The organism is Streptomyces sp. NPDC043878 (genome assembly GCF_056435735.1).
Genome location: NZ_JBWKDW010000003.1, coordinates 339265 through 361653 on the forward strand (window position 1 = coordinate 339265; position 22389 = coordinate 361653).

Genomic DNA, 22389 nt, shown 5'->3' on the forward strand with positions numbered 1-22389 from the left:
ACGTCCCCCCCCCCCCCCCCCCCCCCCCCCCCCCCCCCCCCCCCCCCCCCCCCCCTCCGCCCCCCCCCCCCCCCCCCCCCCCCCCCCCCCCCCCCGCGGCGGCACTGGGCGCCCTCCCGGGGAGCCGCGCGACCGACCACAGACAACCCGCACGGACACTCAACGAGGAGCCCACGTGCCCCAGGACGCCTACGACTACGACGTCATCGTCGTCGGATCCGGCTTCGGCGGCTCGGTGACCGCCCTGCGCCTCACGGAGAAGGGCTACACCGTCGGCGTCCTGGAGGCCGGCCGCCGCTTCACCCGCGAGTCCCTGCCGAAGAACTCCTGGGACCTCAAGAACTACCTGTGGGCGCCGCGCCTGCGCATGTACGGCCTCCAGCGCATCCACCTGCTGGGCAACGTCATGGTCCTGGCCGGCGCGGGCGTCGGCGGCGGCTCCCTCAACTACGCCAACACCCTCTACGTACCGCCGAAGCCGTTCTTCGAGGACCCGCAGTGGCGTGACATCACCGACTGGCAGGCGGAGCTGGAGCCGTACTACGACCAGGCGCGGCGCATGCTCGGCGTACGGCTCAACCCGACGATGACCCCGTCCGACGTGCACCTCAAGGCGGCCGCCCAGCGGATGGGGGTCGGCGACACCTTCCACATGGCGCCCGTCGGGGTGTTCTTCGGCGACGGCGAGGACGCCGACCACACGGTGCGGGCGGCGCCCGGCGAGCAGGTGGCGGACCCCTACTTCGGCGGCGCGGGCCCCGACCGCAGGGCCTGCACCGAGTGCGGCGAGTGCATGACCGGCTGCCGGCACGGCGCGAAGAACACCCTCAACGAGAACTACCTGTACCTCGCCGAGAAGGCGGGCGCGGTCGTGCATCCGCTGACCACCGTCGTGTCGGTCACCGACGACTCGCAGGGCGGCTACGCCGTCGCCACCCTCCCCACCGACGACCGCCGCAAGGGTCAGGGCCGCACCTTCAAGGCCCGCCGGGTCGTCCTCGCCGCCGGCACCTACGGCACCCAGACCCTGCTGCACCGCATGAAGGCGGGCGGCCAGCTGCCCCACCTCTCGGACCGGCTGGGCGAGCTGACCCGCACCAACTCCGAGGCGCTGGTGGGCGCGCAGACCAGCGACCGGCGCTACCGCAGGGCCACCGGCGAACCGAGGGCAGACTTCACCCGCGGGGTCGCCATCACCTCCTCGATCCACCCCGACGCCAACACCCACATCGAGCCGGTCCGGTACGGCAAGGGCTCCAACTCGATGGGCGGCCTGTCGATCCTCCAGGTCCCCTACGCGGAGGGCGCGTCGCGGGCCGCGGCCTGGCTGCGCAACGCCGCCCGGCACCCGGTCCTCGTGCTGCGTTCCCTCTCCAACCGCCGCTGGTCCGAGCGGACCATCATCGGCCTGGTGATGCAGTCCCTGGACAACTCGCTCACCACGCACCTCAAGGCGGACGGCGTGGGCAAGGGCCTGCTGACGGCCAGGCAGGGCCACGGGTCGCCGAACCCCAAGCAGATCAGGGCGGCCTCGGAGGGAGCGGCCGCCCTCGCCGCCGAGATCAACGGCTTCGCCGGCTCGAACGTGGGCGAGCTCATGGGCACCCCGCTCACCGCCCACTTCCTCGGCGGCTGCCCGATCGGCTCCTCCCGCGAGACCGGCGTGATCGACCCGTACCACCGTCTGTACGGCCACCCCGGCATCTCGGTCGTCGACGGCGCCGCGGTCTCGGCCAACCTGGGAGTCAACCCGTCCCTGACGATCACCGCGCAGGCCGAGCGGGCGATGTCGTACTGGCCGAACAAGGGCGAGAGCGACCCGCGGCCGGCGCAGTCGGCGGCCTACGAACGTCTTCAGCCGGTCGAGCCCAAGGCGCCGGCCGTCCCCGCTGAGGCGTTCGGCGCGCTGCGGCTGCCGTTCCTCGGGATGCCGGCGGTGCCGCCGAAGAAGTAGCGCCCGGCGCGCTCCGGGCAGGAAGAAGGACCTGCGCCCCCCTCCGAGCGCAGGTCCTTCTCCGAGGGGTGTGGCCCCTGGTTCACAGGGTTTGATCCGTGACGGCCGTGAATGGTTGCGTTCGCACCCACGAAAAGTTTTCGGGCCGCCGGCGCGCGGACGCCGGGCCGGAGGCGGGCATGCGAAGGGCCCCGCGGGGCGGAGCCGCGGGGCCCTTCGCTCGTCAGCACCGACGTCAGGGCAGCGCCGGTGCCTGGCGGGCGGCGCAGGGGGGTCGCGCCGCCTCCGGGGTGCGGGTGGCCGGCCGGGCTCCCGCGGGTCTGTGTGCTGTCCGCCGGACGGCCCCGGGCGTCCCCGGAGCCGACCGTTCCTGGGTGACCGGGCTGCTGTCCCCTGCCGTCCGGTCACTTGTCCGGGACGAGGTCCCACGACGTACGGCACGACCCGTACGTCTCATCGCCCCAGTGAGCCACGCGTGGTTCTTTCGGGCCCGCCCCTGGCTGGCACGGACACCGGGACCAACGAAGGGCTTCGCGCCGCGGTCACGCGCCGTACGGGTGAGAGCGGGCCCGAACTCAGATGCGACCCCGGCACAGCTCCAGGAGCGTCATGGCGAGGGACGTGCCGGGCCTGCCCAGCGCCTCCCTGTAGTGGCCGAGGACCTCCATCTCCCGGGAGAGGTTCACGCGCCGGCCGCCGGAGGCGATGCGGGCGTCCTGGATGACGGCGGACACGGCCACGCGTTCCTGGACGAGGCCGATGATCCGGTCGTCGAGCGCGTCGATGCGCGCCCGGGCGTCACCGATCACCTCGGCGGCCTCGGGGGTACGGGCGCCGGTCACGTCGGTCGCGGTCATGGGGGCTCCTTCGAGGGGGCGGTCGGTCGCCCACGGAACGGCGGGACCCGGGAAAACGACAGGCGCCCCGGGCCTTGTCGGCCCGGGGCGCCTGGGAAGTCGCTTGTCAGTTGCTCAAGCAGCACGACCATGGCATCCGGCGGGCCGGTTGCCATAGGTAAAGAGGAAGGTCGCGTGCGTGAGCATGGGCCCAGTATGCACGGGAGCGACTCCCGTCTCCAGCCCGTCCGGCGCCTGAGGACGAGACCGTAGGCCGAAGCGGGGCCCGGGGGCGCGGCCCCGGGGACGGGACGGGAAGGGTCGGCGGGGGCGAAACCAGGCAGGCGGCGCCCCCACCCGGACCCCCGGTAGAATCGTCGGCAGACACCCTTGCTCACCGCCGGAAGGCAAACCGTGCCAGAAGCGTCCCCCGCCGCCCCCGACACCGTCCTGGTCGTCGACTTCGGCGCGCAGTACGCCCAGCTCATCGCCCGTCGTGTCCGCGAGGCCCGGGTCTACAGCGAGATCGTGCCGAGCACCACGCCGGTCCAGGAGATGCTCGCCAGGAACCCGGCGGCGATCATCCTGTCGGGCGGCCCCTCGTCGGTCTACGCGGAGGGCGCCCCCCGCCTCGACCGCGAGCTCTTCGAGTCCGGCGTCCCCGTCTTCGGCATGTGCTACGGCTTCCAGCTGATGGCCACCGCCCTCGGCGGCACGGTCGACAACACCGGCGCCCGCGAGTACGGCCGGACCCCGCTGCACGTCTCGAAGTCCGGCTCGACGCTGTTCGAGGGCACCCCGGACGAGCAGTCGGTGTGGATGTCCCACGGCGACGCCTGCTCCGCCGCCCCCGAGGGCTTCTCCGTCACGGCGTCCACGGACGTCGTCCCGGTCGCCGCCTTCGAGAACGACGAGAAGCGGCTCTACGGCGTCCAGTACCACCCCGAGGTCATGCACTCCACGCACGGCCAGCAGGTGCTGGAGCACTTCCTGTACCGCGGCGCGGGCCTCACCCCGGACTGGACCACCGGCAACGTCATCGACGAGCAGGTGGCGCACATCCGCGAGCAGGTCGGCGACAGGCGCGCCATCTGCGGCCTGTCCGGCGGCGTGGACTCCGCGGTCGCCGCCGCCCTGGTGCAGAAGGCCATCGGCTCGCAGCTGACCTGCGTGTACGTCGACCACGGCCTGATGCGCAAGGGCGAGACCGAGCAGGTCGAGAAGGACTTCGTCGCCGCGACCGGCGTCCAGCTCAAGGTCGTCGACGCCGAGGAGCGCTTCCTCACCGCGCTCAAGGGCGTCTCCGACCCCGAGCAGAAGCGCAAGATCATCGGGCGGGAGTTCATCCGCGTCTTCGAGCAGGCGCAGGCGGAGATCATCGCGGACGAGGGTCCCGAGGTCGCCTTCCTGGTCCAGGGCACCCTCTACCCGGACGTGGTCGAGTCCGGTGGCGGCAGCGGCACCGCCAACATCAAGTCCCACCACAACGTGGGCGGCCTCCCCGAGGACCTCGAGTTCCAGCTGATCGAGCCGCTGCGCAAGCTGTTCAAGGACGAGGTCCGGATGGTCGGCCAGGAGCTCGGCCTGCCGGACGAGATCGTCCAGCGCCAGCCGTTCCCCGGCCCCGGCCTCGGCATCCGGATCGTCGGCGAGGTCACCAGGGAGCGGCTCGACCTGCTCCGCGAGGCCGACGCCATCGCCCGCGAGGAGCTGACGGCGGCCGGCCTCGACCGTGACATCTGGCAGTGCCCGGTGGTGCTGCTCGCGGACGTCCGCAGCGTCGGTGTCCAGGGCGACGGCCGCACCTACGGCCACCCGATCGTGCTGCGCCCGGTCTCCTCCGAGGACGCCATGACGGCCGACTGGTCGCGTCTGCCCTACGAGGTCCTCGCCAAGATCTCGACCCGCATCACCAACGAGGTCGCCGACGTCAACCGGGTCGTCCTCGACGTGACCTCGAAGCCGCCGGGCACCATCGAGTGGGAGTAGTCCCCCCGGCGGTCGGGGTCAGGTCCGCCTGAGGGTCCGCAGCGGCTCTCCCGGCTTCCAGACCTCGACGACCAGATACGTGTCGTCCTCGACGCGGGTGCGCACGACCTCCGTCAGCTCGGTGCGGAAGAGGTGGAACGGCTCCGGCGGTTCCACCTCTTCCACGTATCCGGCCTTCGCCGCCGGGTCCGTCACCTCGACCGCCCGGCCGCCGACCCGCACGTCACCGCCGCCCATGCCGGTGCCGTCCCCGGGGTTCGCCTGGAGCGCGAAGCGCGGGTCGCGGCGCAGGTCCAGCGCCTTGAGCGAGCCGGGCATCATGCCGAGCCACAGCTCACCGCGCAGGAAACGCACCTCCAGGCCGGTGGTGCGGGGCGAGCCGTCCCGGCGGAGGGTCGCGAGGGTGTGATGGGTGAAGGCGCCGAAGCGCTCCTCGACGGTTCTGGCGAGTTCGGGCGCCGCGGCCGTGAAGGCCGTCCAGTTCGTACCGCTCATACGGCCAGTGTGGCGCCGATACCCGACATCTTCTGTCCGGTATCACCCTCGGGGGTCCCGGCGGGCGTAGCGCATTTCCGTTGCGAACGTCATGTTTGCATAACATCCCTGTTCTCCTGCGCTGACCGACGGTAACTTCCGCCCCGTACACCCACCCAGTGCTGGAGGACCTATGCCCGGGCCCACTCCACCCCCGCCGCTGCCCACCGACCGGCTCCGGTTCGCGATGCCGCCGATGCACGACTCGGTCGACGACGAGCGCCGACACCGCAAGGAGCGGCTCGCGGGCGCGCTGCGGATCTTCGGGGCGCGCGGCTTCGAGGACGGGGTGTCGGGGCACATCACCGCGCGCGACCCGGAGTTCAGCGACTGTTTCTGGGTCAACCCGTTCGGTATGCCGTTCAAGCACGTCACGGTGAGCGACCTGGTCCTCGCCAACACCGACGGACAGGTGATAGAGGGCCGCTACCACGTCAACCAGGCCGCGTTCACCGTCCACGCCCAGGTGCACGCCGCCCGTCCCGACGTCGTCGCGGTCGCCCACTGCCACTCGGTGTACGGCCGGGCCCTCGCCGCGCTCGGCGACCTGCTCGACCCCCTCACCCAGGAGAGCTGCGCGTTCTACGAGGACCACGCCCTGTACGACGCCTACACCGGGGTCGCCGTCGACGCCGTCGAGGGCCGCCGGATCGCGAGCGCGCTCGGCTCGCACAAGGCGCTCGTACTGCGCAACCACGGACTGCTGACGGTCGGCGACTCGGTGGACGCGGCGGCCTGGTGGTTCCTGTCCATGGAACGCTCCGCCCAGGTGCAGCTCGCCGCGAAGGCGGCCGGCCGTCCCGTGGTCATCGACCACAAGGCGGCGGTCGCGACCCGGGAACAGCTCGGCGGGGACCTCGTCGCCTGGATCAACTACCAGCCGCTGTGGCAGGACATCAGCCGCTCCGAACCGGACCTGCTGAGCTGAGGGCGCGCAGTCCGGCGCCGGGCCTACGCGTGCGCCGGGTCAGAACCCCCGCAACACCGCGGCCTTCGTCACCGCGAACTCCTCGTCCGTCAGCACCCCGTCCCGGTGCAGTTCGCCCAACTCCCGCAGGCGCCGCAGCAGTACGTCGTGATGGTCGGCCGGAGGCGGCACGGACACCGCCGACCCCGGCCCGTCCCCCGAGTGGCCCACGGCCTGGGTGGAAGGGTGCGGCAGGCGGGCCGTGACCGCGGCCGCCACCAGCGCCGTGAGCAGGTCGCGGCGGGTGCTGCCCCACAGGTCGAGGGCGTACGGGTCCTTCTCCGGCGGCAGCTTGGAGAACGCGGTCTCACGGGTCGCGAACCGCAGGAAGCCGTCCGCGTAACCGGAGTTGGGCAGCCACTCGACGCGCACCACGTCGGCCACCGAGATGATCCGCGGGCCGGTCGCGCGCTTGACGCGGTCGGAGGTGTCCGCCCAGTCGATGCGCACCTGGGCGCCGTCGAAGGAGACCGTGCCGTCGGAGGAGCGGACCGAGACCGGGACGGGCGGCCCCGGCAGCAGATAGCTCCCGGTGGGCTCCTTGGGGATCTGGTCCAGGAGCAGGGCGTGCCTGATCTCCTCGGCCACGTACTCCGCGACCCCGGCCCGGTCGACGTCCACGGCCAGCCGGTAGGGATCCGCCGGGTCGGGCAGCCGGCCCCCGGTCGCCTGGAGGAGCGGGTCCGCGCCCTCCCGCAGCCGCATCCGCAGCCGGCCCCGCCGCCGTTCCGGCTCGAAGGCCACCCCGGAGATCGCCTCCAGCGGTACGGCGACCTCACCGTACGTCTGCCGGAACAGGGGCACGGAGCGGTGGAGTCCCGGCGTGATCCGGACCGTGCTGCCGTCGAAGGCCCAGGCCCCGTCACGCTGGATGATCTCGGCCATGGGGAAATTCTCGCAGCCAGGTCAACACGGCGGCGGCCACTTCACCCCGCGCCGACCAGACCTGCCGGACACGGGGGGTGTGCCGTAGGGCACAATTCGCTGTCATCGCGGGGGAGTTGCCCAGCGGCCGGCGGCCGGATCCCTCAGGGGCCGCCGATCATGCAGGTAGCGGGGAAGGCGGGCGTCGGGCGTGGCGGTGCAGGAGGCGAGACAGAGCGCGGACGCGGCTGCCCACGGGGGTGGCTGCACCTGCGGGAACTGCCCGCACGGGGCGCGTGCGGGGCATCGGCGGGCCGTCGCCGAATTCCTGGTGCTGCGGGACGGGTTCGCGGCCGGGCAGGGGGTGCCGGCGGCCGTGGCCCACTCGGCGTCGGCCTCCCGCCAGTGGGTCTCCGAGGAGCTGACCCAGTCCGCGGAACACGTCGCCGAGCGCGGCCGGGCCGAGGGCGAGGCATGGCTGGCGCGGCTGTGGCGCCGTACCGCGTTCACCGTGTGGTCGGCGGTCGTCGTGCTGCTCCTGGTGCAGGCGCTCACGGCGATCGGCGCCGGCTGGTCGACGGCGCGCACCGCCGGACTCCTCGCGGCCCTGCTCGTGGCCGGTGCGCTGACGGCGGCCTCGTGGCTGCACCGGGCGCGCGGCGGGGCGCTGGCACCCGTGATCGGTGAGGACAACCGGCTGTCGACCTCACGCGCGGTGGCGGCGGCCTGGGTGCTGTTCGTCGTGTACGCCGTGCTCGTGCTGGTGGGGCGGCTCGCGGCGGCCTCCGGACACGCGCAGCGCGACGCGCTGATCGACGGGCTCGAACTGGCCCGTGGCGCGGGGGTGGTGACCGTGCTCGCCGTGGTCTGCGGGATCGCGGTGCTGGTCCGGCGGGTGGTCGGACTGCGGGTGCTGGGGCAGCGGCTGCAGAAGGTGCGCGCGCACCGGCCGCGCGCCGCCGACCTGCTCACCGACGACGCGGGCCGCGGAAGCCTCGCCGACATCCAGTACGTCGTGGTCAGTGCTGTCGCCCTGCTGTTCGCGGCCGTCCGGCTGGCCCGGCGGCCCGACCAACTCCCGGACCTGCCCTGGGGACTGGCGGTGGTGGTGCTGGTGTCGGCGGCGACCTACGTGGCCGGAAAGTACGCCGAGGGCGGCCGGCCGGTGATCCTCTCCGTGGTGCGCTCCCGGGAGGCCGGCGACCTGGACGGGCCGATCCGCACAGGCGACGACATCGAGATCCGCGGGGCGGCCTTCGTACCGCCGGGCGCGCAGACCGCCGAACGGCTGTCGCGGATGGTCGTACGCATCGGCGCCGTGCATGTCCACGTCCCGCTGGTGCCGGTGGCCGGCGGTTTCAGCAACCCCACGGACGCGGTCCTCACCGTGCCGGTGCCGGCCGACGTGGAACCGGGGCGGGTGGAGGTCCAGGTGGTGACGGCGGCGGGCGTGGAGACCAACCGCTACGCGATCGACGTGACGGACTGACCGACCGGCCGCCCGACCCCCTCACCGCGGGGAGCCGGCGTCGAAGCGGGCCAAGCCGGAAAAACTGGCCGGACCGGAATGAGTGGAGCTTCCCTCCCGTACGTATCGTTTTTCGAGGAGTCACGGCACGGCGGGCGAGAGGCGGCTGAGAACGATGACTCACGGCATACGGACGGACACGCACACCCCCTACGCGGGAGGCGGCGGCGACTGGCGGGACACCGCCACCCGGTACGCCCTGCTCCCGCTACGGATCTTCCTCGGCGTCACCTTCATCTACGCCGGCCTGGACAAACTCACCGACAGCGCCTTCCTGAAGGACTCCGGCGCCGGCTCCATCGGCGACATGATGCGCGGGGTCCGCGACAGCTCGGCCATCCCGGCCCTGGTCGACCTGTCCCTCAAGAGCCCGGTGGGCTTCGGGTACGCGATCGCCTTCGGTGAGCTGGCGGTCGGCATCGGCACCCTGATCGGGCTGCTCGCCCGCCTCGCCGCACTCGGCGGCGCACTGATCTCCCTGAGCCTGTGGCTGACCGTGAGCTGGTCCTCCGATCCGTACTACTACGGCAATGATCTTCCCTACCTGATGGCGTGGATTCCGCTGATCCTCGCGGGTGCCTCCGTCCTCTCCCTGGACGCCTCACTGCGCGGTCGACGACGGCGGCGCAGCGGGAGTTTCCGGTAGTTCCGGCCGTTTCCGCGGGACGCCGTCGGCGGGCCCCTGTCCGCAGGGGCCCGCCGACGGCTGCTCCGCGCCGGTCCGGGACCACGGGACGGGTCCCGGCGGCCGAGCGCCGTCAGCCTCCCGTGTCCTGCCGCACCCGGGCGGGGCCGTCCGCACGGTCGGTGCCCCGGCGTCTGCGTACGGCCCGGGTCAGCAGGCCGACCACGCCGGCGAGGCACAGGCCGCCGGCGACCACCGGGATCACCGCGAACCACGGGGTCTCCCACAGGCCGCCCGCGTCACCCGCGTACATGACGCCCGCGAGGGTGAGGAACGCTCCGGCGACCAGCTTCCCCGGCTGGAACTCATGACGCAGCACGGGTCACCTCCGCCTGTCCCACGCCCACCTGCACGTCGAGGTCGAGGATGCCCCCCGTGCCCTTGGCGCCCGAGACGGGTGACAGGGTCACCTCCTTGTTCCTGCCCGGCTGCACGTCCACGTCCTTCCTGTCGTCACCCGGCAACTGGATGTCGCCCACCCCCACGTCCAGATGCAGCCTCACCGTCAGGTCCGGCGGCACGATCACCCGCACCCGGCCCACGCCCACCTCGACCTCCGACTCCACGGTCTTCCCCCCGGCCACGCCCAGCCGTCTCAGGTCCAGGGTGCCGACGCCCGTACCCAGGTCGTACTTCCGCTGCAGCTCCGCCACCGAGGCGGGCCGCCAGGTGGTGCGGACCCAGTGGGTGCCGATGTTCGCGGGCAGGGCGGCCGCGCCGGCGAGCAGGGCCGCGGTGACGATCGCCAGGAACACCGAGCCCGCTCCCGTGCGCCCCAGGAACGCGCTGACGGCTATGCCCAGGCCGAGAACGATCAGCGCGCAGGCCAGTCCGGTCTGGAGGCTGGTGCCGAGCGCGTGGTCGTCCCAGGTCGCGCCCACGCCGGCGCCACCCGCGAGCAGGGCGAGCAGGAACACCCGGCCGCCGATCCGACGGGGTCCGCGCGGCTTCGGCTGCCCGGCGCGCGCGGGGCCCACGGCCGGGCGACCGCCCCCGTACCCGCGCAGACCGATGCTGACGGCCGCCGCGATGTCACGGTCGCGCGGGTCTTCGGGGCCCCACAGATAGCCGGTGCCGCCCTCGTGGGTGCCGTCCTTGACGATGGGATCGCGCCACCAGGACGGATAGCCGGCGGGCACCGGTGGTGCCTGGGCCTCCGGCGGGGCGTCCGCGACGGCCTGGGCGGCCAGCGGGTCCGGGTCGGGGGTGCCCCGGTGCCGGGACCAGTACCCCGCGCCCGCGAGGAGCAGCGACAGCACCACGGCGAAGGCCAGCACCCCGCCGTTCTTCAACATCGTCAGGAACACACCGCAGCCGACCAGCGCGAACAGCACGGCTGCCAGGGCCTGGCCGTCGACCCGGCCGGTCAGCAGTTTGCGCACCTCGTTCTCGTCCTCGTCGTCGTACGGGACGAACAGCCACGCGAACCCGTAGAAGATGAGGCCGATGCCGCCGGTCGCGGCGAGTACGGCGAGCGTGATGCGGAAGATCACCGGGTCCATCTCGCACTGCCGCCCGAGCCCGGAGCACACCCCCGCGATCGTCTTCGACCGCCGGTCGCGCCGGAACGCGTGGGGCGGGCCCCCCGACGCCGTGCCCTCGCCGGTGGCCGTCTCCTCGCCCGGGGCGGCCGCGGCGGGCGCGGCATCCCGCGGCCCGGCGCCCGGGGAGGGGCGTGGGCCGGAGCCGGATCCCGGACCCGTCGCGGCGTGCTGGTGCTCTGTCATGCGTCCATGGTGACGGGCGCGGCGGCCCGGCGGCAGTCCGAACGACCCTGGCCGGACCCTGATATCGCCCCTGAGCCGGGGCGGGGGAGGTGTTCGACCGGTCGCCGCCGCGACCGTGGTGAAGATCAGGGCAGTCTCGGGGGTCGACCCTGATGCTCCGGCCCCGGCGCCGTGTGACCATCGTTGGCATGCCGGAAGCCGCAGCAGCGCCCCTCGTCGAACCGCGGCCGCCGCGCAAGCTCTACCGCAGCAGTGACGGACGCTGGCTCGGGGGCGTGGCGCGGGGGCTCGCCGGGCACCTCGGGCTGCCCGTGATCTGGGTGCGGCTCGTCTTCGTCGGCCTGTTCATGGCGGACGGCCTCGGGGCCCTGCTGTACGCCGCGTTCTGGTTCTTCGTGCCGCTCGGCGTCGGCGGCGTCGGCGACCAGCGCAGCCCGGGCCTGGTCAGCGCCGAGACCGCGCCCGACGGCCGCCGCAGACTCGTGGCCCGCAAGCCGGACAAGGGCCAGATCGTGGCCCTGCTCCTCATGGTCGTCGTGGCCATGGTCTTCGTCAGCAGCGTCAACCTGGGCAGCGGCGCCAAGGCGTACCTTCTGCCGGCCGTCCTCGTCGGCGCCGGTGTGGCCCTGGTCTGGCGCCAGGCGGACAACGCCCGCCGGGCCCGCTGGGCCGAGGTCGGCCGCCGTCGCCGCACGCTCACCCTGGCGCGCTCCGGAGGCGGTGTACTGCTGGTGACGGCGGGCGTCTCCGGCATCTTCGTGCTCCAGGGGTCCGCCGCCCACCTCGGCTCGGTCCTCCAGGCCGCCCTCGCGGTCCTCGTCGGGATAACGCTGCTCGCCGGCCCCTACCTGGTGCGCATGACGCAGGACCTCTCCGAGGAGCGTCTGATGCGTATCCGCGCCCAGGAGCGCGCGGAGGTCGCCGCCCACGTCCACGACTCGGTGCTGCACACCCTGACCCTGATCCAGCGCAACGCGGAGAGCCCGGCGGAGGTCCGCCGTCTCGCCCGCGCCCAGGAACGCGACCTGCGCACCTGGCTGTACCGGCCGGAGGGCACCGGCAAGGACGAGGCGGACGAGCCCACCAGCGTCGCGGACGCCGTGCGGCGCAACGCCGCCGAGGTCGAGGACAAGCACGGGGTCCCCATCGAGGTCGTCGTCGTCGGGGACTGCCCGCTCGACGACGGGATCGGCGCACAGATGCAGGCCGGACGTGAGGCGATGGTGAACGCCGCCAAGTACGGTGGCGAGGGCGGCGCCGTACAGGTCTTCGCCGAAGTCGAGGGGAGGACGGTCTTCGTGTCCGTCCGTGACCGGGGTCCCGGCTTCGACCTCGACTCGATACCCGCCGACCGGATGGGCGTCAGAGAATCGATCATCGGCCGCATGGAGCGCCACGGCGGCACGGCGCGGCTGCGCGCGGTGCCGGGCGGCGGCACGGAGGTCGAGCTGGAGATGGAGAGGGCGGAGAAGACGTGATGAGCGACCCGACCGAGGCGAACGGCACCACGGGAGCGGCGGAGGCGGCCGAGTCCGGCGGGTCCGCGGGGGGCGGAGCGGGCGGGCGCCAGGTGCGCGTCGTCCTCGTCGACGACCACCGCATGTTCCGTACGGGCGTCCAGGCCGAGATCGGCCGGACCGAGGAGACCGGGGTGGAGGTCGTCGGTGAGGCAGCCGACGTCGACCAGGCGGTCACGGTGATCACCGCGACCCGGCCCGAGGTGGTGCTCCTCGACGTCCACCTGCCGGGCGGCGGCGGCGTCGAAGTGCTGCGCCGCTGCGCCCCGTTGATGGCCGACGCCGAGCGGCCCGTGCGCTTCCTCGCGCTGTCCGTCTCGGACGCCGCGGAGGACGTGATCGGGGTGATCCGCGGCGGCGCGCGCGGCTATGTGACGAAGACGATCACGGGTGTGGACCTGGTGGACTCCGTCTTCCGCGTCCAGGACGGCGACGCGGTGTTCTCCCCGCGGCTGGCCGGCTTCGTCCTCGACGCCTTCGCCTCCACCGACGCCCCGCCGGTCGACGAGGACCTCGACCGCCTCACCCAGCGCGAGCGCGAGGTGCTGCGGCTGATCGCGCGCGGCTACGCCTACAAGGAGATCGCCAAGCAGCTGTTCATCTCGGTGAAGACGGTCGAGTCCCATGTCTCGGCGGTCCTGCGCAAGCTCCAGCTGTCGAACCGGCACGAGCTGACGCGCTGGGCGACGGCCCGGCGGCTGGTCTGAGCCGGCGGGGACGGCAGGAGCCGCCCACCACCGGCGTTCCTACGCCACCCGCGTCGCCCCCGCGAAGGGCATCTCGTCGATCGGGGCCAGGCGTACCGGAGCCGACGGGTTCGGCGCGTGGATCATCTGGCCGTTGCCCACGTAGAGACCGACGTGGCTGATGCCGGAGTAGAAGAACACCAGGTCGCCCGGGAGCAGTTCGGAACGGGAGACGCGGCGGCCGGTGTCGATCTGCGCGTAGGTCGTGCGGGGCAGCGACAGGCCCGCGGAGCGGTAGGCGGCCAGTACCAGGCCCGAGCAGTCGAAGGCGTCGGGGCCCGTCGCGCCCCACACGTAGGGGCTGCCGAGTTTCTGGTAGGCGTAGGCGACGGCCGCCGCCGCCCGGGAGTCGGGCGCCTCGGCCGTGGCGGACGCGGGGGCCTGGAGGCTGTCGCGAGCCCCCGGGGTGAACCGCGAGGCGCGGCCGGGGCCGGGGTCGGCGGTGACCCGGGCGCGCTCGGCGGTGGACAGCCGGGACAGCAACCGACGTGCCGCGCCAAGCTTCGCGGTGATCGTCTCCTTCTGCCGTCGCAGTTCCTTCCGGCGCGCGGTGAGCGAGTCCAGCTCCAGGCGGGCGGCCCCGCGCAGCTGCTCGATCTCCCGCAGTTGCGTGCGTACCTGACGGACGGCGGCGGCCTGTCGGTTGTTCGCGCGCTCGGCGAACGCGGCGCCGTCGAGGTACCGGTCCGGGTCGTCGGACAGGGCCAGCCGCAGCGAGGGGTCGAGGCCGCCCTCGCGGTACTGCGCCGCCGCCATCGAACCCAGCGCGTCCCGGGCGGAGTTGAGCTTGTCCTCCTTGCAGGCCGCCTCGTCCCGCAGCGTCCGCAGCCGCGTCTCGGCCGCGCCTGCCTTCTCCTTCGCGCCGTTGTACTTCTCGGTGGCGGCCTCCGCCTCCTGGTACAGCTTGTCCACCTTCGCCTTGACCTGCGACGGCGTCGGATCCGGGTCCGCGTGTCCGATCCCGTCGAACCCCGTCGCGGTCGCCGCGCCCGCCAGGGCGATCGTCGCCGCCGCACGGACGGCGTTCCCGCCCGCCGTGCGCTGACGGGGCTTGCGATGCACTGCCACGTGGACTGCACGTCCTTTCGTACGACCGCCTGGTCCGTACGTCCGCCGGGCGGGCGGACGTTCCGGCCGCCCGCCGGGGTTCACCGGCCGTACGAACGCCGGGGCAGCGGACGTACGGCCGCCCGGGGGCGGTTCACGCGTCCGGCGGCGGACCGCACAGGGGAAGCGGGCCGCCGCCGGACTTTCTCGGCGGTGGTGGCCGGCTGCCGCCCCTGGCCCGGGCGGCGGTGGGGAGCCGGTCACCTGGTGGAGGACGCTAAACCTGATGGTGTCGGTGGGGTAACGCCTTGTACGGAACTGCCGGGTGCCGACTGCCCTGTGACCGCAAGTGACCATGGAGCGCGGGCGTGGCCGACGACTTCACACAGGGCGATGACCGATGTGGTGATTCCGGGACGGGCGATGACCACGGAGTGCTATGGGACGCATATATGCACCGGCGTCGGGAGTGCCGTCCGGCAGCGAGCGAGCGAGCGGGTGGGGCGGTGCGGGCGGCGTCCGGGCCGCTGACTAGGCTCCGGCCCATGGACGTACTCATCCATCTCTTCGTCGGCCTGCACATCATCGGCATCGCCGCGCTGCTCGGCGGCTTCCTCACCCAGATGAAGGCGATGGGCCGGGGCACCGCCCGCTTCGTTCCGGCGATGCTGCACGGCGCTGTGACGATGCTGGTCACCGGCGTCGTCCTGGTGGGCCTCAACCAGGCCGACGACCAGTCCGTCGACAACATCAAGATCGGTGTGAAGCTGGCCCTGCTGATCGTGATCCTCGGCCTCGTCTACGTGAAGCGCGACGACGAGAAGGTGGACAAGAGGCTGTTCGGCCTGGTGGGCCTGCTGACCACGGCGAACATCTTCATCGCGGTCCTGTGGACCTGAGCCGTCTCCGGGGCTGAGCCGTCGCCGGACCTCGGCGTCGCCCGGAGCTGGGGCGTCGCCGGGCCTGGGCGTCGCCCGGACCTGAGCCGTCGCCGGACCTGGGCGTCGCCCGGAGCTGGGGCGTCGCCGGGCCTGAGCGTCGCCGGGCCTGAGCAGTAGTCGGACCTGAGCCGCGTAACCGGACCTGAGCCGCGTAACCGGACCTGAGCCGCCGGATCCCAGCCGGCGCCGGGCCCGGTTCACCGCCCGGTCGCCGCCCCGCACCGGGCGTACGCCCCGGTGGCCGCCCCCGCTGCGACGACCAGCCAGGCCGCCACCGCGATCCACAGCAGCACCTCACCCGGCCTCCTCAGCCACGGCACGTCCAGGGCGTCGGCGACGGACAGCGTCGCCACCGCCGTCATGCCCACGGGAAGACGGTCGCCCAGCGCCGTACGTCGTAGCGCGGCCGCGGCCGGCACAGTTCGGCCACCAGCAGGACGGCGTACCAGCCGAGGTCGAGCACCAGCAGCGCGACGGTCACCGCGCGCAGCACGTGAGTGTCGTCGCCGCTCCACAGGTACGGACCCGAGCCGCCGGCCACGACCAGCTTCGACCCGGCGAGCGCCGAGATGCCGAGCGCGCCGCCGGCCACCCAGTGGTCACCGGCCCCGCCGGTCACCTCCCGCAGGTCGAAGCGGGTCGACGCCAGGGCGTAGAGCGCGAGCCCGAGCCAGAACAGGACCATCGCGGTGTGCGCGAGCCAGGCCGTCGCCCCGGCCGCGGCGAGGCCCGCGCCCAGCACGACCAGCCCCTGCGTGGCGACACACGCCAGGAACACCGTCCCCGGCATCCGCCGGCGCGAGTGCCGCAGGACGAGGACGAGCAGCCCCGGCCACAGCAGCGCGGCCAGCGCCAGCAGGGACTCGGCCAGGGGCTGCCACCCCAGCGCGGAGAACCGGATGCCGAGCACGGTGGTCGCGGCCACCGCCATCAGCGCGCCCGGTGTCCTCGCCTCGGCCATCCACCGCGGCCGGTCCCACAGCAGTCGTGCGGCGAAGTCGGCCGCCAGGCCCAGCCAGGCGGCCGAGGCCGCCACCAGGGCGACGGCGGACAGGACCCCGTACCCCGTCGTGTCGAGGCCGACCGACAGGATGCCGGTCGCCAGCACGGCGGCCCCGGCCGCCGGCGGACGCCGGCTGCCGGTCGCCAGCACGGCGGCCCCGGCCGCCGGCGGACGCCGGGCCCACCGGGCGCCGAGGGGGGAGCGGGGGGAAGGGCCGGTGCCGGGCATGGGGCGATGGTAAGGAGCGTCGCGCGCCGTACGAGCGGGGCACGCGCGCGGGCGCTCCGGAAAACGCGCGGGCGTGGGAAGCGGGGGACGGCGTTCAGGGAGTGCGCAGGAAGAGGCGGGGCGCGGGAACGTCCGCTCCCGCGCCCCGCCGCCGCTGTCGTCGCGCCGCCGGCTCAGGCCGGGCGTACCACGCTGTGGATCGCCGGCTCACCGTCGTAGAAGATCGACTCCTCGCGGACGTACGCACCCGGCTTGGGGGCGTGGATCATCATGCCGTTGCCGAGGTAAACGCCGACGTGGCTGATGTCGCCGTAGAAGAAGACCAGGTCACCGGGTTGTGCCTCGGACAGGGGGACCGTGGTGCCGGCGTCGACCTGGTCGTAGGTCGTGCGAGGGAGGGTGACGCCGGCGGCCTTCCAGACGGCCTGGGTGAGGCCCGAGCAGTCGTAGGAGCCGGGGCCGGTGGCGCCCCAGACGTACGGCTTGCCGATCTGGGCGCGGGCGAAGGCGAGCGCCTTCCCCGCCTTGGCCGCGTAGGAGGAGTCGGCGGGCGCGGTGGAGGACGAGCCGGTCGAGCGGCCGTCCTGCCGCGGCGCCGTCTCCCGGGACTCCCGCCGCCCGGCCTGCTGCCGCGCGAGCTCCGCGGCCTTGTGCGCGGCCTCCCGGCGCCGCTTCTCCTCGGCCGCCGCGAGCCGGGCCTTCTCCTCGGCCGTCAGCTTCGACAGCAGCTCGCGCGCGTCCGAGAGTTTCCTCTGCACGGTGGCCTTGGCCGTCCGGAGATCGCCCTGTGTCTCGTCGAGCGCCGCCAGGCTCCGGGTGGCCTCCTGGCGCTTCCTGGTCGTCGAGGACTGGTCGGTGACGTAGTCGTCCACCGCGCTCTTCCGGCGGCTGGTGAGCCGGCCCATGAGCTGGCTCTGGTCGAAGTAGTCCTGTGGGGAGTCGGCGAGCAGGAAGGTCGCGGTGTCGGGGGCGGTGGCGCCGGTGCGGTACTGGGCCGCCGCGAGGGAACCCAGCTCCTCCCGCGCCTCGTTGAGCTTCTGGGTGCGCCGGGCGACGTCGTCGAGCAGGGTGTCGACGTTCCTGCGCTGCTTCGCGGTCCTCTCCTTCGCCGCGTTGTACTTCTCGGTCGCCGACTCCGCCTGCCGGTACAGGTCGTCGACCTTCTTCTCGACCTCCTCGACGCTCGGGTCCCCGTCGGTCCGGGGAGCGGCCTGGGCCGTCTGGGACAACAGGGCCGCGGAGGTGAGGGCGGCCGTGGCGAGGACGGGGGTCCGTATGCCTGCCGCGCGCGTCCCCGTGGGACGCGACTTGCGGTGCGACGCCAAGACTGGCGACTCCTTCCAGGTTCCGCCTGGTGGGGCAGCGGTCGGGGTACCCGCGGGCCGTTCGTGCGCCGGGGAGGTGGCGGGCGGGCGGCCCGGAAGGGTTGCCCTGCGGCCCGCCGGGAACGGTAGCCAACGGGTGCGGCCTCTGTGAAGGTTGATGTGCGATATGCCCGATACGTTTTCGTGACCTTCTCCCGGGCGTCGCTCGCCGTGGTCGTTCCGGTGCGATCCGCACAGGCCACGGCCCCGCGGGGGGATGTTTTCCGGGGCGGCGGTGGGTTGTCGGTGGCGCACCCTAGACTCGGAGAGCGATGAGCAGCCTCTTTGACGACAGCTTCCTGGCGGACCTCAAGGCCCCACGGGCCCGCGAGGAAGAACACCCGCCGCCGCCCGAGGACGATCATGTGCCGGAGCCCGTTCCGGACGATCTGTTCGGCGGGAAGTTCGACGCGCCGCCGGACCGGGACGCCTACTACCGCGACGGCGCCCCCCGCCCCCCGGTGGACCCGGCCGCGCTCCTGGAGGGGCTCAACGAGAACCAGCGCGCCGCCGTCGTCCACTCCGGCGCCCCCCTGCTCATCGTGGCCGGCGCCGGCTCCGGCAAGACCCGTGTGCTCACCCACCGCATCGCTCACCTCCTCGGCCAGCGGCACGTGCATCCGGGCCAGATCCTCGCGATCACCTTCACCAACAAGGCCGCGGGCGAGATGAAGGAGCGCGTCGAGCAGCTCGTCGGCCCGCGCGCGAACGCGATGTGGGTGATGACCTTCCACAGCGCGTGTGTGCGCATCCTGCGCCGCGAGAGCAAGAAGCTCGGCTTCACGTCCTCCTTCTCGATCTACGACGCCGCCGACTCCAAGCGGCTGATGGCCCTGGTCTGCCGCGACCTGGACCTCGACCCCAAGCGCTACCCGCCGAAGTCCTTCAGCGCCAAGATCTCGAACCTGAAGAACGAGCTGGTCGACGAGGAGGACTTCGCCGCCCAGGCCACCGACGGTTTCGAGAAGACCCTCGCGCAGGCCTACGCCATGTACCAGTCACGGCTGCGTGAGGCGAACGCCCTCGACTTCGACGACCTGATCATGACGACGGTCAACCTGCTGCGCGCCTTCCCGGACGTCGCCGACCACTACCGCCGCCGCTTCCGCCACGTCCTGGTCGACGAGTACCAGGACACCAACCACGCGCAGTACGCGCTGGTCCGGGAACTCGTCGGCACCGCCGAGCACCCGGTGGACGTGCCACCGGGTGAGCACGACCTGCCGCCCGCCGAGCTGTGCGTCGTGGGCGACGCCGACCAGTCGATCTACGCGTTCCGCGGCGCGACCATCCGCAACATCCTCCAGTTCGAGGAGGACTACCCGAACGCGACGACGATCCTGCTGGAGCAGAACTACCGCTCCACGCAGACGATCCTGTCCGCCGCGAACGCCGTGATCGAGCGCAACGAGTCCCGCCGCCCCAAGAACCTGTGGACCAACGCGGGCGCGGGCGCCGGCATCACCGGGTACGTCGCCGACACCGAGCACGACGAGGCGCAGTTCGTCGCCGACGAGATAGACCGTCTCACCGACGCGGGCGACGCGAAGGCGGGCGACGTCGCCGTCTTCTACCGCACCAACGCCCAGTCCCGTGTCTTCGAAGAGGTCTTCATCCGCGTCGGCCTGCCCTACAAGGTGGTCGGCGGCGTCCGCTTCTACGAGCGCAAGGAGGTCCGGGACGTCCTCGCCTACCTGCGGGTGCTGGCCAATCCGGAGGACTCGGTCCCGCTGCGCCGCATTCTCAACGTGCCCAAGCGGGGCATCGGCGACCGCGCCGAGGCGATGATCGACGCCCTCTCCCAGCGCGAGAAGATCAGCTTCCCGCAGGCCCTGCGGCGGGTCGACGAGGCGTACGGCATGGCCGCGCGCTCCACCAACGCCGTCAAGCGGTTCAACACGCTGATGGAAGACCTCCGTACGATCGTGGAGTCGGGCGCCGGTCCGGCCACCGTCCTGGAGGCCATCCTCGAACGCACCGGCTACCTCGCCGAGTTGCAGGCGTCCACCGACCCGCAGGACGAGACCCGCATCGAGAACCTCCAGGAACTCGCCGCCGTGGCCCTGGAGTTCGAGCAGGAGGCCGGTGAGGGCGAGACCGCCGGCGGGCTCTCCGCGTTCCTGGAGCGGGTGGCCCTGGTCGCCGACTCCGACCAGATCCCCGACGAGGACGAGGACGGCTCCGGTGTCATCACCCTGATGACCCTGCACACGGCCAAGGGCCTCGAGTTCCCGGTCGTCTTCCTGACCGGCATGGAGGACGGCGTCTTCCCGCACATGCGTGCCCTCGGCCAGCCCAAGGAGCTGGAGGAGGAGCGGCGCCTGGCGTACGTCGGCATCACACGCGCCCGTGAACGGCTGTATCTGACCCGGTCGTCGCTGCGCAGCGCGTGGGGGCAGCCGTCGTACAACCCGCCCTCGCGTTTCCTGGAGGAGATCCCGCCGCGCCACGTCGACTGGAAGCGCACCGGAGCCACGGCGCCGATGCCCTCCGGCCCGGCGTCCGGGATCGCGGCCTCCCTGTCGTCGTCCCGCTCCTCGGCCTCGGGCGCGTCCGGGTTCGCCACCCGGCGGACCGCGGAGAAGCCGGTGGTCTCCCTGGCGGTCGGGGACCGGGTGACGCACGACCAGTTCGGACTCGGCACGGTCGTCGGGGTGAAGGGCACGGGCGTGGCCGCGGAGGCGACGGTCGACTTCGGCGACGTCAAACCGAAGCGGCTGCTGCTGCGGTACGCGCCGGTGGAGAAGCTGTAGCAGCCACGAAAAGAGCCCCCGCCGGACGGCGGGGGCTCAACAGTGCCGGGTTCTACGTCGGGTTGATGCCGTGGCTGCGCAGCCACGGGAGCGGGTCGATCGCGGAGCCGCCGGCCGGCCGTACCTCGAAGTGCAGGTGCGGGCCGGTCGAGTTGCCGGAGTTGCCGGAGTACGCGATCGGGTCGCCCGCCTTGACCGTCGTACCGGAGGCGACCCGGTAGGTGGAGAGGTGGCAGTACCACGTCTCCGTGCCGTCCTTGTCGGTCAGGATCAGCATGTTGCCGTAGGCGCTGTTCCACTGGGTGCGGACGGTGCCGTCGGTCGCGGCCATCACGGTGGTGCCGTAGGCGACCGGGAAGTCGATGCCGGTGTGCACGGACATCCAGTTGACGCCGGCCTGGCCGAAGTAGGCGCTGAGGCCGTGCTGCGTGACCGGAAGCGCGTACTTGGGACGCAGCCGCTCCTTGCGGGCCGCCTCCGCCGCCGCCTTCTTCTTCTCGGCCTCCTGCTGCGCCTTGAGGTCGATACGTTCCTGTGTACGGCTGGCCCGGTCGGCGAAGTCGTCGGCGCCCGCGGACAGGCTCTTCAGCTGGACGTCCAGCTTGCTGTTCGCGGTGGACGGCTGTACGGCGGTCGCGTCGGACGCGGTGGCGGTGGTGTCGCCGCCGTCGTCGGTCAGGGTGCCGACGGACGCGGCGGCGATTCCCGCGACACCCATCACGCACGCCGAGGGGACGGCCACCGTCAGGAACGCCGACCGCTTGGGCGGCGGGCGGCGGCGCGACCGGGACGCCGCGCGGGCGGCCGGGGCCGGCGCGGTCTCCTCCTGGTCGTCGAGCAGCGGGGCCACGGCGGGCAACTCACCCGTGGCGCTCAACTCGTCGTCTTCCACGGCGTGTTCGTCGTACGAGAACTGCTCGAAGGTGGCCGTGGGCTGCTGGTCGAACGGGGTCGCCCGCTCCTCGAAGGGCTCGGCCTGCCGACCGTGGTCCTCCGCCGCCGAAGCCGGGTCGCCCGCGCCGCCGTCGGAGTTCCACTGGGTGGCGTCGTAGGCCCCGGTGTCGAAGGTCTGCGTGCCCCAGTCCCACTGCTGCGTCGGGTCGGCAGGCTCGCCGGCCGCCTGGTCGGGCTGCTGCCAGGCGCTCGCGTCCCACTGCCCGCTGGTGTCGGGGGCCTTGGCCTGCGACGGGATCATGGAGAGCTGCTCGTGGCCGGCGGCCCACGCGGCGTTGTCGTACGCGCCGGTGTCGTAGGCATGCCGTTGGGCCGCGTACGCGTCGTGGTTCAGGGTCTGGTGAGCGCCGTCGGTCCACGCCGACGTGTCGTAGCCACCGGTCGCGTGCCCGTCCCCCGGAAGGTTCCCGAACAGCGGGTCGGTCTCGAAGGTCGCGGCATGGCTGCCCGTCTCGAATCCGTGGGTGTCGAGTCCGTGAGAGTGGGAACCTGTGTGGTCGACGGTGCCGGCGGCGTAGGCGTCATACGTGGTGAAGTCGCCGTAGGGGCGTTCCTGACCGCCGTAAGACGCGTAGTGCGCGGAGGCGGCGTCGGAAGCCGGGGCCGGGGTGGTCATGGTCCCCGACGGGTGACGATCGTTCACCAACTTCTCTTTCGCCTCGACAACAGGGGCTGCCAGAGCAGTGCGGCGACTGTACCCGGCGGTACGCGGGCGCGACAATCTTCGGCAGGTTTCGTGCCAGCAGGAAACG

The 22389-nt window shown here is 72.8% G+C and carries 17 protein-coding genes and 1 pseudogene; 9 read left to right on the forward strand and 9 right to left on the reverse strand.

From position 1 onward, the window contains the following. Nucleotides 1-175 precede the first annotated feature (175 nt). Nucleotides 176-1954 (forward strand): GMC family oxidoreductase N-terminal domain-containing protein, encoded by a 1779-nt coding sequence (locus tag AC07AZ_RS07340; RefSeq protein ID WP_478844692.1) that lies wholly within the window; start codon nucleotides 176-178, stop codon nucleotides 1952-1954. Between the two features lie 575 nt (nucleotides 1955-2529). Here the strand turns inward: AC07AZ_RS07340 and AC07AZ_RS07345 are convergent. Beyond that, complete coding sequence (locus tag AC07AZ_RS07345) at nucleotides 2530-2811, reverse strand: chorismate mutase (RefSeq protein WP_478844694.1); 282 nt, start codon at nucleotides 2809-2811, stop codon at nucleotides 2530-2532. 393 nt (nucleotides 2812-3204) lie between these two features. Here AC07AZ_RS07345 and guaA point away from each other — a divergent pair, with 393 nt between their 5' ends. Continuing rightward, complete coding sequence (guaA, locus tag AC07AZ_RS07350; RefSeq protein ID WP_478844696.1) at nucleotides 3205-4779, forward strand: glutamine-hydrolyzing GMP synthase; 1575 nt, start codon at nucleotides 3205-3207, stop codon at nucleotides 4777-4779. Between the two features lie 18 nt (nucleotides 4780-4797). Here the strand turns inward: guaA and AC07AZ_RS07355 are convergent, their stop codons facing one another. Continuing rightward, nucleotides 4798-5274: a pyridoxamine 5'-phosphate oxidase family protein gene (locus tag AC07AZ_RS07355; protein ID WP_478844698.1), complete on the reverse strand. Its 477-nt coding sequence runs from the start codon at nucleotides 5272-5274 to the stop codon at nucleotides 4798-4800. A 172-nt stretch (nucleotides 5275-5446) separates the two neighbouring features. Between AC07AZ_RS07355 and AC07AZ_RS07360 the strand changes: the two genes are divergently transcribed. Further along, complete coding sequence (locus tag AC07AZ_RS07360) at nucleotides 5447-6241, forward strand: class II aldolase/adducin family protein (RefSeq protein ID WP_478844700.1); 795 nt, start codon at nucleotides 5447-5449, stop codon at nucleotides 6239-6241. Nucleotides 6242-6280: 39 nt separating this feature from the next. On the opposite strand, the gene AC07AZ_RS07365 is transcribed toward AC07AZ_RS07360, so the two are convergent. Next, nucleotides 6281-7165 carry a DUF4429 domain-containing protein gene (locus tag AC07AZ_RS07365; protein WP_478844702.1) on the reverse strand — a complete coding sequence of 295 codons (885 nt, stop codon included), beginning with the start codon at nucleotides 7163-7165 and terminating at the stop codon, nucleotides 6281-6283. 190 nt (nucleotides 7166-7355) lie between these two features. On the opposite strand from AC07AZ_RS07365, the gene AC07AZ_RS07370 reads away from it, so the two are divergent. Both AC07AZ_RS07370 and AC07AZ_RS07375 read left to right on the forward strand, forming a co-directional pair. Then, nucleotides 7356-8633, forward strand: coding sequence for a hypothetical protein (locus AC07AZ_RS07370; protein ID WP_478844704.1), 1278 nt, complete (start codon nucleotides 7356-7358; stop codon nucleotides 8631-8633). A 154-nt stretch (nucleotides 8634-8787) separates the two neighbouring features. Further along, complete coding sequence (locus AC07AZ_RS07375; RefSeq protein ID WP_478844706.1) at nucleotides 8788-9318, forward strand: DoxX family protein; 531 nt, start codon at nucleotides 8788-8790, stop codon at nucleotides 9316-9318. A 112-nt stretch (nucleotides 9319-9430) separates the two neighbouring features. Here AC07AZ_RS07375 and AC07AZ_RS07380 read toward each other — a convergent pair whose 3' ends face one another. Together AC07AZ_RS07380 and AC07AZ_RS07385 are read right to left on the reverse strand one after the other, a co-directional pair. Continuing rightward, entirely contained in the window at nucleotides 9431-9676 is a 246-nt protein-coding gene (locus tag AC07AZ_RS07380; protein ID WP_478844708.1) for a hypothetical protein, read from the reverse strand. Then, nucleotides 9663-11084 carry a PspC domain-containing protein gene (locus AC07AZ_RS07385; RefSeq protein ID WP_478844710.1) on the reverse strand — a complete coding sequence of 474 codons (1422 nt, stop codon included), beginning with the start codon at nucleotides 11082-11084 and terminating at the stop codon, nucleotides 9663-9665. The genes AC07AZ_RS07380 and AC07AZ_RS07385 overlap by 14 nt, the downstream gene beginning before the upstream one ends. A gap of 152 nt (nucleotides 11085-11236) precedes the next feature. Between AC07AZ_RS07385 and AC07AZ_RS07390 the strand changes: the two genes are divergently transcribed. Continuing rightward, a complete protein-coding gene (locus tag AC07AZ_RS07390) occupies nucleotides 11237-12562 on the forward strand; it encodes an ATP-binding protein (RefSeq protein ID WP_478844712.1) in 1326 nt (441 codons plus the stop codon). Continuing rightward, complete coding sequence (locus AC07AZ_RS07395; protein WP_478844714.1) at nucleotides 12562-13308, forward strand: LuxR C-terminal-related transcriptional regulator; 747 nt, start codon at nucleotides 12562-12564, stop codon at nucleotides 13306-13308. Before AC07AZ_RS07390 ends, AC07AZ_RS07395 begins: the two co-directional genes overlap by 1 nt. A 39-nt stretch (nucleotides 13309-13347) precedes the next feature. Here AC07AZ_RS07395 and AC07AZ_RS07400 read toward each other — a convergent pair whose 3' ends face one another. Next, complete coding sequence (locus AC07AZ_RS07400) at nucleotides 13348-14415, reverse strand: C40 family peptidase (RefSeq protein WP_478844716.1); 1068 nt, start codon at nucleotides 14413-14415, stop codon at nucleotides 13348-13350. Between the two features lie 524 nt (nucleotides 14416-14939). On the opposite strand from AC07AZ_RS07400, the gene AC07AZ_RS07405 reads away from it, so the two are divergent. After that, a complete protein-coding gene (locus AC07AZ_RS07405) occupies nucleotides 14940-15293 on the forward strand; it encodes a hypothetical protein (protein ID WP_478844718.1) in 354 nt (117 codons plus the stop codon). Between the two features lie 239 nt (nucleotides 15294-15532). Here AC07AZ_RS07405 and AC07AZ_RS07410 read toward each other — a convergent pair. Next, a pseudogene (locus tag AC07AZ_RS07410) lies at nucleotides 15533-16566 on the reverse strand (tellurite resistance/C4-dicarboxylate transporter family protein). Between the two features lie 173 nt (nucleotides 16567-16739). Next, entirely contained in the window at nucleotides 16740-17891 is a 1152-nt protein-coding gene (locus AC07AZ_RS07415) for a C40 family peptidase (RefSeq protein WP_478844720.1), read from the reverse strand. Nucleotides 17892-18202: 311 nt separating this feature from the next. On the opposite strand from AC07AZ_RS07415, the gene pcrA reads away from it, so the two are divergent. Then, nucleotides 18203-20683: a DNA helicase PcrA gene (pcrA, locus tag AC07AZ_RS07420; RefSeq protein WP_478844722.1), complete on the forward strand. Its 2481-nt coding sequence runs from the start codon at nucleotides 18203-18205 to the stop codon at nucleotides 20681-20683. Nucleotides 20684-20735: 52 nt separating this feature from the next. On the opposite strand, the gene AC07AZ_RS07425 is transcribed toward pcrA, so the two are convergent. Then, nucleotides 20736-22280 (reverse strand): M23 family metallopeptidase, encoded by a 1545-nt coding sequence (locus AC07AZ_RS07425; RefSeq protein ID WP_478844724.1) that lies wholly within the window; start codon nucleotides 22278-22280, stop codon nucleotides 20736-20738. Nucleotides 22281-22389: the final 109 nt, after the last annotated feature.

What these genes read in the sequence shown, in the direction of transcription:
- AC07AZ_RS07345 (WP_478844694.1), bottom strand. Translation starts at nt 2,811, where the DNA reads ATGACCGCGACCGACGTGACCGGCGCCCGTACCCCCGAGGCCGCCGAG.
- AC07AZ_RS07355 (WP_478844698.1), bottom strand. Translation starts at nt 5,274, where the DNA reads ATGAGCGGTACGAACTGGACGGCCTTCACGGCCGCGGCGCCCGAACTC.
- AC07AZ_RS07360 (WP_478844700.1), top strand. Translation starts at nt 5,447, where the DNA reads ATGCCCGGGCCCACTCCACCCCCGCCGCTGCCCACCGACCGGCTCCGG.
- AC07AZ_RS07365 (WP_478844702.1), bottom strand. Translation starts at nt 7,165, where the DNA reads ATGGCCGAGATCATCCAGCGTGACGGGGCCTGGGCCTTCGACGGCAGC.
- AC07AZ_RS07375 (WP_478844706.1), top strand. Translation starts at nt 8,788, where the DNA reads ATGACTCACGGCATACGGACGGACACGCACACCCCCTACGCGGGAGGC.
- AC07AZ_RS07385 (WP_478844710.1), bottom strand. Translation starts at nt 11,084, where the DNA reads ATGACAGAGCACCAGCACGCCGCGACGGGTCCGGGATCCGGCTCCGGC.
- AC07AZ_RS07390 (WP_478844712.1), top strand. Translation starts at nt 11,237, where the DNA reads ATGCTCCGGCCCCGGCGCCGTGTGACCATCGTTGGCATGCCGGAAGCC.
- AC07AZ_RS07395 (WP_478844714.1), top strand. Translation starts at nt 12,562, where the DNA reads ATGAGCGACCCGACCGAGGCGAACGGCACCACGGGAGCGGCGGAGGCG.
- AC07AZ_RS07405 (WP_478844718.1), top strand. Translation starts at nt 14,940, where the DNA reads ATGGACGTACTCATCCATCTCTTCGTCGGCCTGCACATCATCGGCATC.
- pcrA (WP_478844722.1), top strand. Translation starts at nt 18,203, where the DNA reads ATGAGCAGCCTCTTTGACGACAGCTTCCTGGCGGACCTCAAGGCCCCA.